Below are 18,080 nucleotides of genomic sequence, written 5' to 3'. Positions count from 1 at the left end.
AATCAGTGGCCAGGCGCGGTCTGCCGCCAGGCCTGTGAACGGCGCAGCAAACCGCGCGAAGCCCAGGCCAGCAGCAGGGAGACGCCCGCCGAGGTGAAAAGAATCAAGGTCGACATCGCCGCCGCGCCGCCGACGTTACCGGCGTCGTCCATGTTCAGCACCGCCACCGCCGCGAGGATGGTGTCGGGGCTGTAGAGGAAGATCGCCGCCGAGACGGTGGTCATGGCCGAGACGAACAGGTAGCGCACGATGTCCAGCAGCGCCGGCAGGCAAATCGGCACGGTGACCCGCAGGTAATGCCGGTACAGCGGCGCCTTGAGCGACAGCGCGGCGGCTTCGAACTCCGCGTCGAGCTGGCGCAATGCGGTGGTGGCGGTCATCTGCGCGGTGGTCAAATAGTGAGCAATGGTGCAGACCACCAGCAGGGTCATGGTCCCGTAGAGCACGTGCAACGGGTTGCCGGTGAGGTTGAAGAAGAAGACATAACCCAGGCCGAGCACCAGCCCCGGCACCGCCATCGGGACGAAACTGAGCATGCGCAGGGACAGATTCAGCCCGCGCTGACCCTTGGTCTTTTCCATCAGGTAGGCGCCGGTGAAGATCAGTACGCTGCCGATCAACGCCGTGCACAACGCCATCTTCACGCTGTTGCCGTAGGCCAGCCAGCCTCCGCCCGCGGTGTCGTTGAACTGGTAGTGGTTGAGCGACAGCGACAGGTTGTACGGCCAGAATTTCACCAACGACGAAAACACCGCCATGCCGAACACCAGCAGTAACGCGGCGCAAATCAGCACCACGATGGCCAGGTAGCAACCGTCGCGCAGTGTCGACGATGCCGGTTTGAAGACCTGCGCCCGACCGCTCATGGAGTCGCCATGACGCCGGCGCAACCAGGCATCGACACCGAAGCTGAACAACGCTGGCAACAGCAATACCATGCCGATCAAGGCTCCGCGTCCGAACTGCTGCTGGCCGACCACGGCTTTGTAGGCTTCCAGCGCCAGCACTTGATAGTCGCCACCGACCACCACGGGCACGCCGAAGTCGGTAATGGTCAGGGTGAACACCAGACAGAACGCGGCGAACACCGCCTGACGCGTCGCCGGCCAGGTGATGCTGCGGAACGCTTTTGCCGGACTGGCGCCCATGCTCGAAGCGGCATCGAACAGGCGCGCATCCGCCAGAGACAAGGCTGACAGCAGAATCATCAAGGCGTGTGGGAAGGTGTAGATAACCTCGCCGAGAACGATGCCCCAGAAGCCGTAGATATTGTCCGAGAGCAAACCGCGCAGCATGCCCTGATTACCGAACAGATAAACCAGTGCAATGCCGGGCAGCATCGATGGCGCCATCAAGGGCAGCAGCGAGATGCCACGCCAGATGCCTTTGCCTGGAATCAAGGTGCGTTGCAGGGCGTAGGCAAACAGGTAAGCCAGCGGTACGACGATGGCCGCAACGCTGAGGGAAACCTTCAGGCTATTGCCCAACAGCCAGTGGAAATTCGCACTGGTCACCAATTCCCGCGCGGCCAACCAACCACCGCCCTGCCCGGCTTCGGAACTGAAACCGCGCCAGAAGATGGCGAGCAACGGCATCAACACCGCGACGCCGAGCAACGCCAGCAACAGGACTTTGCCGCCGACCACGAAAATCCGGTCGCCGATCTCGGCCCGCGAGACCCGTCGAACCTGCTTGTGCGGCAGCGGCAACGCGATGTTCGCGCTCATCAGGCAAACACCTGCAGGCTGCGTGGTGGCAAGGCAACCATGATCTGCTGCGCCCCCAGACGTGGCATGGCTTCCGGTGCCAGTTCGGCCAGCAAGGCGTGGCCCGGCAGTTGGTCGAGCTCGAAGCTCATGCGGCAGCGGTTGCCGAGAAAGGTGATTTCACGAACCTTGGCCGGGAACAGGTTTTCTTCGTGCACCACCGGATTGACGTTGATCGCTTCCGGGCGGCAGAACAAACGGCCCGAGGCATTCCTGGCACTGCCCTCGGCCAGACGCAGATTCATCCCGCCCACCTGGGCGTGACTGTCGCTGCTGCTGTGGAACGGTAGCCAGTTACCCTGCCCGACGAACTCCGCCACGAACGGCGTGGCCGGGCGGTTGTAGATGTCCTGCGGCGTAGCGTACTGCTCGACCTTGCCGTTGTTCATCACGGCGATACGGTCAGCCATCAGCATGGCCTCGTCCTGATTGTGGGTGACCATCAGGGTGGTGACGCCGAGTTCCCGTTGCAGTTGCCGCAGTTCGGTGCACAGATGCTCGCGGACACGGGCATCGAGGGCCGACATCGGCTCATCCAGCAGCAACAATGACGGCGACGGCGCCAATGCCCGAGCCAGTGCAACCCGTTGCTGCTGACCACCGGACAACTGGCCGGGGTACTTTTTCTCACTGCCGCTCAGGCCCACCAGTTCAAGCATCTGCCCGACACGCTGGCGCACTTCATCGCGCCCCGCATTAGCGAGGCCGTAGGCAATGTTTGCCTCGACGGTGAGATTGGGAAACAGCGCGTAGGACTGGAACAAAATGCCGTAGTCCCGAGCCTGGGGCGCCAGGTGGGAAACGTCGCGATCGCCCAGGTACAACTCGCCGCTGTCCTGTTTTTCCAGGCCAGCGATGCAACGCAGCAAGGTGGTTTTCCCACACCCCGACGGTCCGAGCAGGCACACCAGCTCACCGGCCGCCACGTCGAGGGACACATTGTCCAGCGCAGTGAAGGCGCCAAATCGCTTTTGCACACCGCGCACTTTCATCGGCGCGCCGGGATTGGTCAGGATCGAGTTGTTCATGGAAGGACCTCATCTAGCAGATGAAGGCCATCCTAGGGTTGTAATGCGACCGTCATATGGCAGTGAGGCAAAAACGGCTGATAGTGGTATTCGCGGATTTTGGTTGAAGGCTGTGCTGTCCGGTCCGGCGCCTTCGCGAGCAGGCTCGCTCCCACAGTTGACCCGCATTCCCCTGTGGGAGCGAGCCTGCTCGCGAAGAGACCAGACCAATCACCGCAACGCTCAGGCCGGAGACATTTCCTGCGCCACCCCAAGAAACGCCGCCGGCAACCGCGCGTTTTTTCGCTCCTTGAGGCAATACAGATACTCCGGCAACAAGGGCGCATTCTCGATGGTCAGTACCCGCAACTGCGGATCGTGGGGCACTTCCTGGCGAGCGATGAGGCTGATGCCGATGTTGCGCAGCACCGCTTCGCGGATCGACTCGCGGCTGCCGATCTCCAGCAATGGCCCGAGATTTACCCCGGCGCCGGCCAGCAACTCTTCCGTCATGCGCCGGGTGGTCGAACCCGGCTCGCGCATCAACAAGGTATGCCCGGCCAGCGCACTGAGCGGCACATGCTCATGAACGGCCAACGGGTGATTGCGATGCACCGCCAGCACCAGCGGATCACTGCCGAGCACCCGCCGTATCAACCGCGCATCCTCCAGCAACTGCGAGGACGCCGCGACATCCACCCGGTATTCCTCCAGCGCTTCGAGCACCTGCTGGGAGTTACCGATTTCCACCGACACCTCCACCTGAGGCAGACGCTCGCGAAAGGTTTTCACCAGATCGAGGATGTAATACGGCGCGGTGGCGGCGATGCGCAGCGTGCCCTGGACCTGACCGCTGTTACGCAGGAAAAACTCGATGTCGGCTTCCTGCTGCATCAGCGCCTTGACCATTGGCAACAGCCGCGCCCCTTCATCGCTGACGCTGAGGCGACGCCCGCCACGGTAAAACAGCTCCACCGAGTACTGACTTTCGAGGTTGCGAATCTGCGTCGTCACCGTCGGCTGGCTCAGGCCGAGCTTCTTCGCTGCCAGGGTAATGCTGCCCAGGCGGGCAACCATGTAAAACGCCTTCAGCTCGGCACTCAGCACTACCATCCCTCTTCGTCTATTTGCGCAGCAGGCGCAAACCGTTGAACACCACCAACAGGCTCACGCCCATGTCGGCAAACACTGCCATCCACATGGTAGCGAGCCCGGCGAAGGTTACCCCAAGAAAGATCGCCTTGATGACCAATGCCAGGGCGATGTTCTGCTTGAGGATGCTCGAAGTCTGCCGCGACAGACGGATAAAGGCCGGTATTTTGCGCAGATCATCGTCCATCAGGGCGACATCGGCGGTCTCGATGGCGGTATCGGTGCCAGCGGCGGCCATGGCGAAGCCAATCTGCGAACGCGCCAGTGCCGGGGCGTCGTTGATGCCGTCGCCGACCATCCCGACCTGATGGCCCTGTGCATAAAGTGTTTCGATGGCCTGCAGCTTGTCGGTCGGCAACAAATCGCCCTGAGCCTGATCGATGCCGACCTGCGCGGCAATCGCCTGAGCGGTGTGGACGTTGTCGCCGGTGAGCATCAGGGTTTTGATGCCCAGGTCGTGCAGTTGCTGAATGGCTTCGCGGCTGGACTCTTTCACCGTGTCAGCCACCGCAAACAGCGCCAAAGGGCCGGACCGGTCGAGAAGCAACACAACGGATTTGCCCTGTTTTTCCAGGGCGAACAGTTTTTCTTCCAGCTCCGGTGAGCACAGGCCCAAATCTTCCACCAGACGATGGTTGCCCAAGTGGTACAGCTGGCCATTGATCTCGCCGCGTACCCCTCGCCCGCCCAGGGCCTCGAAGTTATCCACAGTGAGCGGCGTAGATTGGTTATCCACAGCCGCGTTGGCGATGGCCCGGGATACCGGGTGATCGGAACGCCCGGCCAGTGCGACGGCAATCACCGGCGCCAATGCATCGGCCGTGGGATCAAGTGACAGGTAATCGGTTTGCACCGGTTTGCCATGGGTGAGGGTGCCGGTCTTGTCCAGAGCCAGGTAGTCGAGCTTGTAACCGCCCTCCAGATACACGCCGCCCTTTACCAGAATCCCTTTGCGCGCCGCCGCCGCGAGGCCGCTGACGATGGTCACCGGGGTGGAGATGACCAAAGCACAGGGACAGGCGACAACCAACAGCACCAGGGCGCGGTAGATCCAGTCAAACCACAGCGCACTCATGAACAGCGGTGGAATCACTGCCACCGCCAGGGCCAGGACAAACACCGCCGGGGTATAGATTTTCGAGAAGCTGTCGACAAAGCGCTGGGTGGGTGCCCGCGCACCCTGAGCCTGTTCGACCGCGTGGATGATCCGCGCCAGAGTCGAATTGTTCGCCGCGGCGGTCACGGCATATTCAAGAGAGCCGGCCTGATTGATCGTGCCCGCGAACACCTTGTCGCCGACGGTTTTCTCCACCGGCAGGCTTTCACCTGTGATCGGCGCCTGATCGATGGTCGAGTTACCCGCCAGCACCTCGCCATCCAACCCGATACGCTCGCCGGGCCGCACCCGTACTCGCGCACCCAGTTCAATGGTTTTTACGTCTTGCGCGACCCAACTGCCGTCAGCCTGCAACACCGTCGCCTGTTCCGGCGCCATCTGCATCAAGCCGCTGATGGCGTTGCGAGCACGATCCAGGGATTTGGCCTCAATCAGCTCGGCCACGGTGAACAGGAACATCACCATGGCCGCTTCCGGCCATTGGCCGATGAGGATCGCACCCGTCACGGCAATGCTCATCAGCGCGTTGATATTCAGGTTGAGGTTCTTCAGGGCGATCCAGCCCTTTTTATAGGTGCCGAGGCCGCCGCTGAGAATCGAGACCAGGGCGATGATCGCTACGACCCAGTTCGGCGCGGCGCTGGTGAAGTGGATCACTTCGGCCAGCAAGGCACCGACGCCTGACAGCGCCAAGGGCCACCATGGTTTTTTCCCGGGTACCGAGACCGGCGCTTCGGCCCCCTGCTCCAGCGGCTCGGCCTGCATGCCGAGGGATTTGATGGCGTCGATGATCGGTGCGGTGCTGGTCAGGTTATGGGTGACCCCAAGAACCCGGTTAATCAGATTGAACTCCAGCTGCTGTACACCGGTCAGTTTTCCTAACTTGTTCTGAATCAGCGTTTGCTCGGTCGGACAGTCCATGGCCTCGATGCGAAAACTGCTCAGCCGCGCATCGGCAGTTGGCGCTTCACTCAAGTGGACCCGCGTGGGTATTGCAGCTTTTGACGAACAGCAGGCATCACCATGGCCGCCATGCGCATGTGCAGTCACGGGCTTGAGTTTGCTGCAGCAAGCATCTTCGGGTTTGTGGGTGTGCAGGGAATCGCTCATGGGTTTCGTCCATAAAAGTGCCTGTTGCCAAGTAAAGACCCTGTAGCCACTATAGGGTCAAGCACCCTTTTTGGAGATCGTCCACATGAAGATCGGAGAGCTGGCGAAACTCACGGATTGCGCGGTGGAAACGATCCGCTACTACGAACGCGAAAACCTGCTGCCGGAGCCGGCCCGCAGCGACGGCAACTACCGCGTCTACACCCAGGCCCACGCCGAACGCCTGACCTTCATCCGCAACTGCCGCACCCTGGACATGACCCTCGAGGAAATCCGCAGCCTACTGGCCTTTCGCGACAGTCCCCAGGACCAGTGCGAAAGCGTCAACGCGCTGATCGACGAGCACATCCACCACGTCAAGGCGCGGATCGACGGGCTGCTGGCGCTACAGACGCAACTGCTCGACCTGCGCCAACGCTGCGGCGAAGGGCCGGAAATCGATCAATGCGGGATTTTGCAGCGGCTGGAAGTGAGTGGCGGGGTGGTGGCGACGGAGGTGGAGCACTCACATGTTGGAAGAAGTCACGGGCATTGAGGCATAGAAAGCCCTGCCTCAATGCCCATTAACATTTCAGATTAATTTAAATTCCAATATACCTGCTGAAACGTCCCATAAAAAATGGGATCGCAGTTTTGCCCCTAAGTATATGTGATATGAGACCCGGACCTGTTGTCCGACATGCTTACTGTACACCTCCGGTTGAATCACAAATACCGTATTCTTGCCCGGATCAACGGTCATCACACGCTGACGGTCCACCCAATGATCTTGAGGTTGCTTCCATAGAACTTCAATGCCGTTGTAATTCCGCATATTTTCAATCGAGGTAATAGTAATTACTATCCCATTGGGATGAGCAACCGTATCCAAAACACCATCAACCACACCTTCTACTTGTATTGTTGGTTTTTGCCCCAAGGCTGGAGCGACAAATACGACAGTAGATGGAGAAGGGTCCTCACCCCCTTCTGCCGAAAGATGAAAGTAAGTAACAAGAGTATGTTTAGCTTCGAACTTCACGATTTCTTCAACCGGTACCGGCACCCATAATGGCTCGCCTTTAATGACCTCCATTGGCAGAGACTGAAAAAAGGCGGAGCCATCTATCGCAATCCACTCCACCCGCATCTTATCTCCCGTGACAATATCTGGGTCAGTTGTAGAAATGTAAGTTGCGAATGGTCCGAAAAGCGGAGAATCGAGGGCCTCCATGGGGATGACTTGCCCCTCAGGCTGAGAAGTTTCAAAAAAAATGTAATCATTAATAGGTTTGTAGAAGCAAACAACTGCTGGAGCCGACAAAGACTCTGCACGAGCGACATCGGTAAAACTTGAGGCTGCGCCTATACTAAAACCATCAACTAGTGACTCGTACGAAGTTTTCATATTGATCACCCAGATCCAGGAAGTTGAAGTCTGGCATGCCCACTTGAAACTTGGATACTGTCAATATTGACAGCCCACCAAGAACAAATTGGCATAAAAACCGGGCCCATCAAATTTAACTAACGTCGCTCTCTCGAGCAAATTGCCCCTCCACCTGTATCCGCGGCTTGTACTGACTCAATGTCCGCTGAAAAGTGTGAGGCACAATCTGCCCATGATGACTGCGAGGTTGTATTTGGCTCAGACCGCCATCGGCGCCGTCATCGGCGCATGGTGCTCGTAGCCTTCCAGCGAAAAATCACTCGGCTCGACCAGCTCCAGCCACTCCGGCTGGTATACACCGGTCTTGGCAAACTCCGGCACGCGGTCGGAGATCTTCAGCTTCGGCATCGGGAACGGCTCGCGCTTGAGCTGTTCGTTGAGCATGTCCAGGTGGTTTTCGTAGACGTGGGCATCGCCGATGAAATAGGTGAACCAACGCGGCGTGTAACCGGTCAGGCGCCCGATCAGGCTCAGCAGCGCGGCACCTTCTGTGAGGTTGAACGGCGTGCCCAGGCCCAGGTCGTTGGAGCGGATGTAGAGCGTCAGAGAGATCTCCTTGGTCTCGACATTCGGATGGAACTGGTACAGCAAGTGGCACGGCGGCAGGGCCATTTCATCGAGCTGGGCGACGTTCCAGCCGTGGAACAGGATGCGACGACTGCCCGGGTCCTTGATGATGGTGTCCACGCACTGGCGCACCTGATCGATGGCCTTGTACAGCACCACGTAGGCTTGGCCGTCCTCCTCGCCTTCAGCGATCTGGCGGTAGCCTTGTTTCAGCGTTTGCTCGATGGCGGCCGGGTTGCTGACGGGGATCTGTTTGTACGCCGGCCATTTGCGCCATTGCACGCCGTAGATTTCGCCCAAGTCGTCCTCACCCTGACGGAACGGATTAGCCAGCCACTGGGCGTTTTCGTTGGCGTTCTGGTCCCAGACCTTGCAACCCAATGCACGGAATTCGGCGGCGTTGTTCACGCCACGCAGAAAGCCACACATCTCGCCGATGGCCGATTTGAAGGCCATCTTGCGCGTGGTGATCGCCGGGAACCCTTCTTGCAAGTCATAGCGCAGCATTGCGCCGGGAAAGCTGATGGTGTTCACGCCAGTACGGTTGGCCTGTTTGGTGCCATTCTTGATGACGTGGGCGACCAGTTCGAGATATTGCTTCATGAATAACCTGTGTCCTTGAACCCGCAGCCGTCGCTGCGGGATTCGAATTTATACGGCTGCCGCTGGCGTTGCCGGTGCGCGGTGATACGCCAGCCAGATCAGGAACAGACCACCGAGGATCATCGGTACGCACAGCACCTGCCCCATGGTCAGCCAGTTCCAGGCCAGATAGCCCAGTTGCGCGTCCGGCACGCGGACGAATTCGACGATGAAACGGAAGATGCCATAGAACAGCGCGAACATCCCCGATACCGCCATGGTTGGCCGCGGCTTGCGCGAGAACAGCCACAGGATCAGGAACAGTGCCACGCCTTCGAGTGCAAACTGGTACAGCTGCGATGGGTGACGCGGCAACTGTGACGGGTCGCTGAACGGCGGGAAGATCATCGCCCATGGCACGTCGGTCGGTTTGCCCCACAACTCGGCGTTGATGAAGTTGCCGATACGCCCGGCTCCCAGGCCGATCGGCACCATTGGCGCAACGAAGTCCATCAGCTGGAAGAACGACTTGTTGTTCTTTTTACCGAACCACAGCGCCGCCAGCATCACCCCGATAAAGCCGCCGTGGAACGACATGCCGCCCTTCCACACTTCAAAGATCAGCGTCGGGTTGGCCAGGTAGGCATGCAGATCGTAAAACAGCACATAACCCAGGCGTCCGCCGACGATGACGCCCATCGACATCCAGAACACCATGTCGGAGAGCTTTTCCTTGGTCCAGGTCGGATCGAAGCGGTTCAAACGGCGGGACGCCAGCAGCCAGGCGCCGCCAATGCCGACCAGGTACATCAAGCCGTACCAGTGGATTTTCAGCGGACCGATGGCCAGGGCCACCGGATCGATCTGCGGGTAAGGCAGCATTGCGACTCCTTATAAGCATTCAAATCTTCAAAATTCCCGGGCGACGCTGTCACCTCAGGATTAAGCCAGGATTGCGCTACGCGTCAGAGCAGATGCTTCAGACTAGAAAGTTCAGACCAACGCAGAACAGCAAAGCGGCAAACAGTCTTTTCAGCAACTTTGGCGACAGATTGTGCGCCAGCCGCGCACCGAAGCGGGCGAACACCATACTGGTCAGGGCAATGCCCAGCAGTGCCGGCAAATAAACAAAACCGAGACTATGGGCCGGCAACAGGGGATCGTGCCAGCCCAGAATCATGAAACTTAATGCACTTGCCAACGCGATGGGCAGGCCGCAGGCCGACGAGGTCGCCACGGCTTGCTGCATCGGCACGCTTCGCCAGGTCAAAAACGGCACGGTCAGCGAACCGCCGCCAATCCCGAAAATCGCCGAGGCCCAGCCGATCACACTACCGGCCACGGTCAGTCCAACTTTACCCGGCACAGTTCGACTGGCCTTGGGTTTGAGGTCCAGCGCTAGCTGCGCGGCGATCACCAGGGCAAACACGCCGATGATTTTTTGCAGGTTGGGTCCGGAGATCGCTTCGGCGGTCAGGGCACCGAAACCGGCACCGATCAGGATACCGACGGTCATCCACACGAAAATTGGCCAGCGCACGGCGCCACGACGATGGTGCTCGCGTACGGCGTTGACCGACGTGAAAATGATCGTCGCCAGAGACGTACCGACCGCGAGGTGAGTCAGGATCGACGGATCGAAACCTTGCGCCTTGAAACTGAACACCAGCACCGGGACGATAATGATCCCGCCACCCACCCCGAACAGCCCGGCCAGCACGCCCGCGCAGGCGCCAAGCGCCAGATAGAGCAGAAATTCCATGGTGCATCCCCAAAACCGGAGCGGCATGGTAACGGATGCATGGCCTCGGGCTCCACTGGATGGCGATGGATACCCGCACGATGACTGCGTAAAGTGGGCAAAAAACACACAAGGATCACCTTATGTGCCTGATTGTTTTCGCCTGGCGACCGGGTCATGCCCGACCGCTGATCGTGGCGGCCAACCGCGACGAGTTCTATGCCCGCCCCAGCCTGCCGCTGGCGGCATGGCCCGAAGCACCACAGGTGTACGCCGGACGCGACCTGGAGGCCGGCGGCACCTGGCTCGGCGTCGGCGCCAATGGACGATTTGCCGCGCTGACCAACATCCGCGATCCCCATCGGCCGCCGGGGCGCAAGTCCCGGGGTGAACTGGTGGCGCGCTTTCTCACCGGCCAGTTGCCGATTGATGACTATTTAGCCGAAGTTGTCGCACGTTCGCCGGAATATGGCGGGTTTAATCTGCTGGTTGGCAACAATCATGAACTCTGGCACTTCAACGCACGGGAATCGGAAGCGGTGATGCTGGCACCGGGCGTGTATGGACTGTCGAATGCGGGGCTGGATACGCCGTGGCCGAAACTGCTCAAGGCCAAGGCCGCATTGAGCGAAGTGCTGGACGATCCGCAACCCCAGGCACTGCTGGCCTTGCTGAGCGATGCGCAGCAAGCGCCGTTTGCCGATCTGCCGGACACGGGCGTGGGGCTGGCCACCGAGACACTGCTGTCGAGCGTGTTCATTGCCAGCCAGAGTTACGGGACCCGGGCGAGTACGGCGCTGATTGTGCAGGCGGATGGAGCGCGGCATATGGTCGAAAGGAGTTTCGGTCCGTATGGCGGGCATTTGGGGGAAGTGGAGATCAGGCTTGGATAAAAGTTGTCAGAACCGGCCCTTTCGCGAGCAGGCTCGCTTCCACATTTGATCTCCGATGCTCACAGTTTCTGTGCTCAGCGAGGATCCCTGTGGGAGCGAGCCTGCTCGCGAAGGGAGCGCCGCAAATTTAATGGGGTTTGATCGCCGCCGGATTGATCATCCGCGCCAGCCCAAGGTTCTTCAGCGCCAGTTGCAGCGAACTGTGGATCACTTGCGGGTTGTCGATGGTCATCAACTCGGCCAGCAACTCCCTGGCCTTGCTCAGGTTGATCTGGCGCAGCATCCACTTCACTTTCGGCAAGTTGGTGGCGTTCATCGACAAGCTGTCGAAGCCCATCGCCATCAACAGCACAGCCGCCGCCGGATCACCCGCCATCTCGCCGCAGATACTCACCGGCTTGCCTTCGGCATGGGCGTCGCGCACCACAGTTTGCAGGGCTTGCAGCACCGCCGGGTGCAGGTAGTCGTAGAGGTCGGCAACTCGCGGGTTGTTGCGGTCCACGGCCAGCAGGTACTGGGTCAGGTCGTTGGAGCCGACCGACAGGAAGTCCACCTGCCGCGCCAGTTCCTTGGTCTGGTACACCGCTGCCGGTATCTCGATCATCACGCCTACCGGTGGCATCGGCACATCGCAGCCTTCGTCGCGAACTTCGCCCCAGGCCCGATGGATCAGGTGCAGGGCTTCTTCCAGTTCGTGGGTACCGGAGATCATCGGCAACAGAATCCGCAGGTTGTTCAAGCCTTCACTGGCCTTGAGCATGGCGCGGGTCTGCACTAGGAAGATTTCCGGGTGATCCAGGGTCACGCGAATGCCGCGCCAGCCGAGGAACGGGTTGTCTTCCTTGATCGGGAAGTACGACAGCGACTTGTCGCCGCCAATGTCCAGGGTGCGCATAGTGACGGGTTGCGGGTGGAACGCGGCCAGTTGCTCGCGGTAGATCGCCAGTTGTTCCTTTTCGCTCGGGAAACGCTGGTTGATCATGAACGGCACTTCGGTGCGGTACAGCCCGACCCCTTCTGCACCGCGCTTCTGCGCGCGCGCCACGTCCGCCAGCAGGCCGGTGTTGACCCACAGCGGCATGCGGTGGCCATCGACCGTGATGCACGGCAGATCGCGCAAGGCATCCAGCCCGAGAGCCAGCTGTTTTTCTTCCTCGACCACTTCGGCGAACTGTTTGCGCAGTACGTCGCTCGGGTTGGTATAAACCTCGCCGTGATAGCCGTCGACGATCATCTGGATGCCGTCGACCTTGGAGTACGGCAGGTCGACCAGTCCCATCACCGTCGGGATGCCCATGGCGCGCGCCAGGATCGCCACGTGGGAGTTACCGGAACCGAGCACCGAAACCAGACCGGCCAGTTTGCCTTCCGGCACCTCGCCGAGCATTGCCGGCGTCAGCTCTTCGCTGACCAGAATCGTGTTGTCGGGATAAACCAGGGTTTGCTGGCGCTCTTCCTGCAAGTAGGCGAGCAGGCGGCGGCCCAGGTCCTTGACGTCGGATGCACGCTCGCGAAGGTAGGCGTCGTCCATCAGTTCGAAGCGGTTGACGTGATCGGTGACCACCTGGCGCAAGGCGCCCTGGGCCCACTGGCCGGTCTTGATCACGGTGGTCACTTCACTGCCCAGCGCCTCGTCGGCGAGCATCATCAGGTAGACGTCGAACAAGGCCCGCTCTTCGGGGCGCAGCTGGGTAGCCAGCTTGGCGGACAAGGTGCGCATGTCGGCGCGCACGCCTTCGATGGCGGTCTTGAACAGCCCCAGCTCAGCTTCGATGTCGCTGATGTTCTTGTCGGGCACCACGTCCAGGTCGGCCGGTGGCAGCATGACGACTGCAGTACCGACCGCCGCACCTGGCGAACCCGGTACGCCGACGAACTTGGCTTCCTGGATACCCTTGCCCTGACGACCCAGGCCGCGAATCGAACCGGTGGCCTCGGCATGGGCGATAACGCCGGCAAGCTGGGCGCTCATGGTCACGAGGAAGGCTTCTTCACCTTCATCGAACTGGCGGCGCTCTTTCTGCTGAATGACCAACACGCCGACGACGCGGCGGTGGTGAATGATTGGCGCCCCGAGGAACGAGGCATAGCGCTCTTCACCGGTCTCGGCGAAGTAGCGATAGCGCGGGTGATCCGCAGCGTTTTCGAGGTTCAGGGGTTCTTCACGCGTGCCGACCAGGCCGACCAGACCTTCATTGGGCGCCATGCTGACCTTGCCGATCGAGCGTTTGTTCAAGCCCTCGGTGGCCATCAGCACGAAACGGTTGGTTTCGGGGTCAAGCAGGTAGACCGAGCAGACCTGGCTGCCCATGGCCTCTTTGACGCGCAACACAATAATCCCCAACGCCGCCTTGAGATCCTTGGCGGAGTTAACTTCCTGGACGATCTTGCGCAGCGTATTGAGCATGGCTCGGGGTCGAACTCCGTCGTCAGTCGCGCGCTAAAAGGCGCGGGGCAAGCTCTTTGAGAGCGCGTCGATACACCTCGCGCTTGAATGTCACCACCTGGCCCAACGGATACCAATAGCTGACCCAGCGCCAGCCATCGAATTCCGGTTTACCGGTCAAATCCATCCGCACCCGCTGCTCGTTGGAGATCAGGCGCAGGAGAAACCATTTCTGCTTCTGGCCGATGCACAGCGGTTGGCTGTGCGTCCTGACCAGACGTTGCGGCAAACGATAGCGCAACCAGCCCCGGGTGCAGGCGAGTATTTCAACATCTTCGCGCTCCAGCCCCACTTCTTCGTTCAACTCGCGGTACAAGGCGTCTTCCGGCGTCTCCTGGGGGTTGATCCCACCTTGAGGAAACTGCCAGGCATCTTGATTGATTCGGCGAGCCCATAGCACCTGGCCAGCATCATTCGTAAGAATAATCCCGACATTAGGACGGAAACCATCGGGGTCGATCACGGCAACAACCTCGCAAACGCATGTCGCCGCATTGTTCCACAAAGGTTGTGAAGGCAGCAACGCGCCGGCCTACCTTATGTGCACTCTTGTGAAAAGTCCGTATTCTGGACGCCTTTCTACAGACTTTTCAGCGAGTAACTGCAATGCGGCTGGCTTTATTCGACTTGGACAACACCCTTCTGGGCGGCGACAGCGATCACGCCTGGGGCGATTACCTGTGTGAGCGCGGCTTCCTCGACGCCGTTGCCTACAAGGCGCGCAACGACGAGTTCTACCAGGACTACCTGGCTGGCAAACTGGATAACGATGCCTACCTGAACTTCTGCCTGGAAGTGCTTGGCCGTACCGAGATGGCCACGCTGGACCAGTGGCACAACGAGTTCATGCGCGATTGCATCGACCAACTCATGCTGCCCAAGGCCTTCGAACTGCTGGCCAAACACCGCGATGCTGGCGACAAACTGGTCATCATCACGGCGACCAACCGCTTCGTCACAGGCCCCATTGCCGAGCGCCTGGGCGTCGACACCCTGATCGCCACTGAATGCGAAATGATCGATGGCCGCTACACCGGGCGCAGCACCGATGTGCCGTGCTTCCGTGAAGGCAAGGTGACGCGGTTGAATCGTTGGCTGGAAGAGACAGGGCACAACCTGGAAGACAGTTACTTCTACAGTGACTCGATGAACGACTTGCCGCTGCTGGAACAGGTGACGAATCCGATTGCGGTCGATCCGGATCACAATTTGCGCGCCGAAGCCGAGAAGCGCGGCTGGCCGGTAATCACACTGCGCGACTGATATCGCCTTCGCGAGCAGGCTCGCTCCCACAGAGGATGTGTGACCAACACAAATCCGCTTGTGGGAGCGAGCCCGCTCGCGAATGGAGCGACGCGATTTAAAGGTTAAACAGGCTTGGCCCCCATCAACCCCGCAATCGCGACAAAGCAAACAAAACTGAACAACGCCAGGGCAAAGGTAAATTTGCCCACGCCACCCGGCGTCTTGCGCAGCTTGTTCAGCCGCACCAGCAACCAGAACCACGCCAGCGCCGCCACGGTGTAGAGCACGCTCGACGCCAGCAACCAGGTTTGTCCCAGCGGCCAGCCCACCAGATGCACCATCCACCAGCCGGTAAACGGCATGCTCAGCAGCGCCAGCCCCATCAACAGCCAGACGAACACTCGCGGCGATTGCAGGGTGCGGCTTGCCGCCGTTGCATCGCCATTACGCCGGGTTCGCCACACCCAGATTCCCAAGCCCAGCGCACACACCAGCAACACCACCGTTGCCACCATGTGCGTCGCTTTCAGGGCCGTTAACGTTTCCATGGTTCGATTTCCTTATGCCTTGCCCATCAGCGTAGCCGTTCAGCCAAGAAACAGTTGATAGGCCGGGTTGTCGCTTTCGTCCCAGTACGGGTAGCCGATTTCTTCCAGCGCCGCTGGCACCAGATGACGTTCATCGTGAGGCACTTGCAGGCCCGCCACCACACGGCCGTCCGCCGCACCGTGGTTGCGATAATGGAACATCGAAATGTTCCAGCGCCCGCCCAGTTTGTTGAGGAAGTTGAACAACGCCCCCGGACGCTCCGGGAATTCGAAGCGCAGGATCACTTCATCCACCACATGCGCCGCGCGACCGCCGACCATGTGACGGATGTGCAGTTTGGCCAGTTCGTTGTCGGTCAGGTCGACCACCGGGAATCCCTGCTCACCGAGGCTGGCGATCAATGCGCTGCGCGGGTCGGTGTCCGGGTGCGTCTGCACGCCAACGAAGATGTGCGCTTCGCTGCCAGTGTTGTAGCGGTAATTGAACTCAGTGATCTGGCGCTTGCCGATGGCTTCGCAGAACGCTTTGAAGCTGCCCGGCTTCTCGGGGATGGTCACGGCGATGATGGCTTCGCGACCTTCGCCCAGTTCGGCGCGCTCGGCCACATGGCGCAAGCGATCGAAGTTGACGTTGGCGCCAGAATCGATGGCCACGAACGTGTGGCCGTTCACGCCACGCTGTTCGACGTACTTCTTGATCCCGGCGACGCCCAAGGCGCCGGCAGGCTCGGTGATCGAGCGGGTATCGTCGTAGATGTCCTTGATCGCCGCGCAGATTTCGTCGGTGCTGACGGTGATGACTTCATCGACGTGGTCTTTGCAGATATCGAAGGTGTGCTGACCGATCTGCGCCACCGCCACGCCGTCGGCGAAGATGCCCACGGTCGGCAGCACCACGCGCTCGCCCGCGGCCATGGCGGCTTGCAGGCAATTGGAGTCGTCCGGCTCGACGCCGATGATCTTGATGTCTGGACGCAGGTATTTGACGTAGGCCGCGATACCGGCAATCAACCCGCCGCCGCCCACCGGAACGAAAATCGCGTCCAGGCGCCCCGGATGCTGACGCAGAATCTCCATGGCCACTGTGCCCTGCCCGGCAATGGTGTGGGGATCGTCATAGGGGTGAATGTAGACATAGCCTTTTTCGTCGACCAGTTTCAGCGAGTAGGCCAGGGCTTCAGGGAACGAGTCGCCGTGAAGCACCACTTTGCCACCGCGCGAACGCACGCCTTCGACCTTGATCTCGGGCGTGGTCTTGGGCATGACGATGGTCGCTTTCACGCCCAATACCTTCGCCGCCAGGGCCAGGCCTTGCGCATGGTTACCCGCCGAGGCGGTGACCACGCCACGGGCGCGCTCTTCATCGCTCAACTGGGTCAGCTTGTTGTAAGCCCCGCGAATCTTGAACGAGAACACCGGCTGCAAGTCTTCACGCTTGAGCCAGATCTCATTGCCCAGCCGCTCGGAGAGCTGGCGGGCAGTCTGCAATGGGGTTTCTACGGCAACGTCATAAACGCGCGAGGTGAGGATCTTTTTGACGTACTGTTCAAGCATCGGAAAGCATCACTGAGCGGGTTGGGCGGGACCAAGGAGTCTAACCCGGCTTTTGGGCGGGCGACCACACGAATCAAGAGGTTTTAGCTCGACATGGAGCTATAATGCCGGCCTTTCCGTCTTACCTTGCCCGCTTCCGGAGCCCGCATGACCCAGGATCAACTCAAACAGGCAGTGGCCCAGGCCGCCATCGACTTCATCCTTCCGAAACTCGACGACAAGAGCATCGTCGGGGTCGGCACCGGCTCCACCGCCAACTGCTTCATCGATGCCCTGGCCCAGCACAAGGGCGCGTTCGATGGCGCGGTCGCCAGTTCCGAAGCTACCGCCGCCCGTCTCAAGGGTCATGGCATCCCGGTGTATGAGCTGAACACGGTCAGCGACCTGGAGTTCTATGTCGACGGCGCCGATGAAAGCGACGAGCACCTGAACCTGATCAAGGGCGGCGGCGCGGCCCTCACCCGCGAGAAGATTGTCGCGGCCGTGGCCAAGACCTTCATCTGCATCGCCGACGCCAGCAAGCTGGTGCCAGTGCTCGGCAACTTCCCGCTGCCGGTGGAAGTGATTCCGATGGCCCGCAGCCACGTGGCCCGTCAACTGGTCAAGCTGGGCGGCGACCCGGTCTACCGCGAAGGCGTCGTGACCGACAACGGCAACATCATCCTCGATGTGTTCAACATGCAAATCACCAACCCGGTGGAGCTGGAAACGCAGATCAACGCGATTGTTGGCGTGGTCACAAACGGCTTGTTCGCTGCGCGTCCGGCGGATCTGCTGTTGCTGGGGACCAGTGAAGGCGTGAAGACCCTGCGCGCCGAGTAACCCAGGCACACCGACAAACCTGTGGGAGCGAGCCTGCTCGCGAAAGGGCCTGTCAGTCGATAGAGATGTCGGCTGACAGACCGCTTTCGCGCGAGCAGGCT

General features: G+C 60.3%; 16 protein-coding genes. 4 read left to right on the top strand and 12 right to left on the bottom strand.

The features are described from left to right. Positions 1–2: 2 nt before the first annotated feature. The 4 genes from HNQ83_RS01770 to HNQ83_RS01755 form a co-directional block, all read right to left on the bottom strand. Positions 3–1,727 carry a putative 2-aminoethylphosphonate ABC transporter permease subunit gene (locus HNQ83_RS01770; protein WP_175387386.1) on the bottom strand — a complete coding sequence of 575 codons (1,725 nt, stop codon included), beginning with the start codon at positions 1,725–1,727 and terminating at the stop codon, positions 3–5. After that, entirely contained in the window at positions 1,727–2,794 is a 1,068-nt protein-coding gene (locus HNQ83_RS01765) for a putative 2-aminoethylphosphonate ABC transporter ATP-binding protein (RefSeq protein ID WP_175387385.1), read from the bottom strand. The genes HNQ83_RS01770 and HNQ83_RS01765 overlap by 1 nt, the downstream gene beginning before the upstream one ends. A gap of 222 nt (positions 2,795–3,016) precedes the next feature. After that, positions 3,017–3,880 carry a LysR substrate-binding domain-containing protein gene (locus tag HNQ83_RS01760; protein ID WP_175387612.1) on the bottom strand — a complete coding sequence of 288 codons (864 nt, stop codon included), beginning with the start codon at positions 3,878–3,880 and terminating at the stop codon, positions 3,017–3,019. A 16-nt stretch (positions 3,881–3,896) separates the two neighbouring features. Then, positions 3,897–6,152, bottom strand: a complete 2,256-nt coding sequence (locus HNQ83_RS01755) for a heavy metal translocating P-type ATPase (protein ID WP_175387384.1) — start codon at positions 6,150–6,152, stop codon at positions 3,897–3,899. A gap of 85 nt (positions 6,153–6,237) precedes the next feature. Here HNQ83_RS01755 and cadR point away from each other — a divergent pair, with 85 nt between their 5' ends. Next, positions 6,238–6,687 (top strand): Cd(II)/Pb(II)-responsive transcriptional regulator, encoded by a 450-nt coding sequence (cadR, locus tag HNQ83_RS01750; protein ID WP_175387383.1) that lies wholly within the window; start codon positions 6,238–6,240, stop codon positions 6,685–6,687. Positions 6,688–6,723: 36 nt separating this feature from the next. Here cadR and HNQ83_RS01745 read toward each other — a convergent pair whose 3' ends face one another. The 4 genes from HNQ83_RS01745 to HNQ83_RS01730 form a co-directional block, all read right to left on the bottom strand. Then, positions 6,724–7,539: a hypothetical protein gene (locus HNQ83_RS01745; RefSeq protein ID WP_175387382.1), complete on the bottom strand. Its 816-nt coding sequence runs from the start codon at positions 7,537–7,539 to the stop codon at positions 6,724–6,726. Between the two features lie 240 nt (positions 7,540–7,779). Next, on the bottom strand, positions 7,780–8,751 hold the full coding sequence (locus HNQ83_RS01740) for a thymidylate synthase (RefSeq protein ID WP_175387381.1): 972 nt from the start codon (positions 8,749–8,751) through the stop codon (positions 7,780–7,782). A gap of 48 nt (positions 8,752–8,799) precedes the next feature. Next, complete coding sequence (gene lgt, locus HNQ83_RS01735) at positions 8,800–9,612, bottom strand: prolipoprotein diacylglyceryl transferase (RefSeq protein WP_175387380.1); 813 nt, start codon at positions 9,610–9,612, stop codon at positions 8,800–8,802. A gap of 97 nt (positions 9,613–9,709) precedes the next feature. Continuing rightward, positions 9,710–10,492 (bottom strand): sulfite exporter TauE/SafE family protein, encoded by a 783-nt coding sequence (locus HNQ83_RS01730; protein WP_175387379.1) that lies wholly within the window; start codon positions 10,490–10,492, stop codon positions 9,710–9,712. 122 nt (positions 10,493–10,614) lie between these two features. Here HNQ83_RS01730 and HNQ83_RS01725 point away from each other — a divergent pair, with 122 nt between their 5' ends. Then, positions 10,615–11,364: an NRDE family protein gene (locus HNQ83_RS01725; RefSeq protein WP_175387378.1), complete on the top strand. Its 750-nt coding sequence runs from the start codon at positions 10,615–10,617 to the stop codon at positions 11,362–11,364. A 127-nt stretch (positions 11,365–11,491) separates the two neighbouring features. On the opposite strand, the gene ptsP is transcribed toward HNQ83_RS01725, so the two are convergent. Then, entirely contained in the window at positions 11,492–13,771 is a 2,280-nt protein-coding gene (ptsP, locus tag HNQ83_RS01720; protein WP_175387377.1) for a phosphoenolpyruvate--protein phosphotransferase, read from the bottom strand. Positions 13,772–13,793: 22 nt separating this feature from the next. Continuing rightward, on the bottom strand, positions 13,794–14,273 hold the full coding sequence (locus HNQ83_RS01715; RefSeq protein WP_007897732.1) for an RNA pyrophosphohydrolase: 480 nt from the start codon (positions 14,271–14,273) through the stop codon (positions 13,794–13,796). Between the two features lie 143 nt (positions 14,274–14,416). Between HNQ83_RS01715 and HNQ83_RS01710 the strand changes: the two genes are divergently transcribed. Continuing rightward, a complete protein-coding gene (locus HNQ83_RS01710; RefSeq protein WP_175387376.1) occupies positions 14,417–15,073 on the top strand; it encodes an HAD family phosphatase in 657 nt (218 codons plus the stop codon). Between the two features lie 104 nt (positions 15,074–15,177). On the opposite strand, the gene HNQ83_RS01705 is transcribed toward HNQ83_RS01710, so the two are convergent. Further along, a complete protein-coding gene (locus HNQ83_RS01705) occupies positions 15,178–15,603 on the bottom strand; it encodes a DUF2269 domain-containing protein (RefSeq protein ID WP_175387375.1) in 426 nt (141 codons plus the stop codon). Positions 15,604–15,642: 39 nt separating this feature from the next. Beyond that, entirely contained in the window at positions 15,643–17,157 is a 1,515-nt protein-coding gene (gene ilvA, locus HNQ83_RS01700) for a threonine ammonia-lyase, biosynthetic (RefSeq protein WP_175387374.1), read from the bottom strand. A 147-nt stretch (positions 17,158–17,304) separates the two neighbouring features. On the opposite strand from ilvA, the gene rpiA reads away from it, so the two are divergent. Continuing rightward, positions 17,305–17,979, top strand: coding sequence for a ribose-5-phosphate isomerase RpiA (gene rpiA, locus HNQ83_RS01695; RefSeq protein ID WP_175387373.1), 675 nt, complete (start codon positions 17,305–17,307; stop codon positions 17,977–17,979). Positions 17,980–18,080: the final 101 nt, after the last annotated feature.

Source organism: Pseudomonas sp. C2B4, assembly GCF_013359695.1.
In the GTDB taxonomy this organism is placed as follows: Bacteria; Pseudomonadota; Gammaproteobacteria; order Pseudomonadales; family Pseudomonadaceae; genus Aquipseudomonas.
The sequence above is the reverse complement of the archived record's forward strand: the minus strand, read 5'-3'. Positions and strand labels throughout refer to the sequence as shown.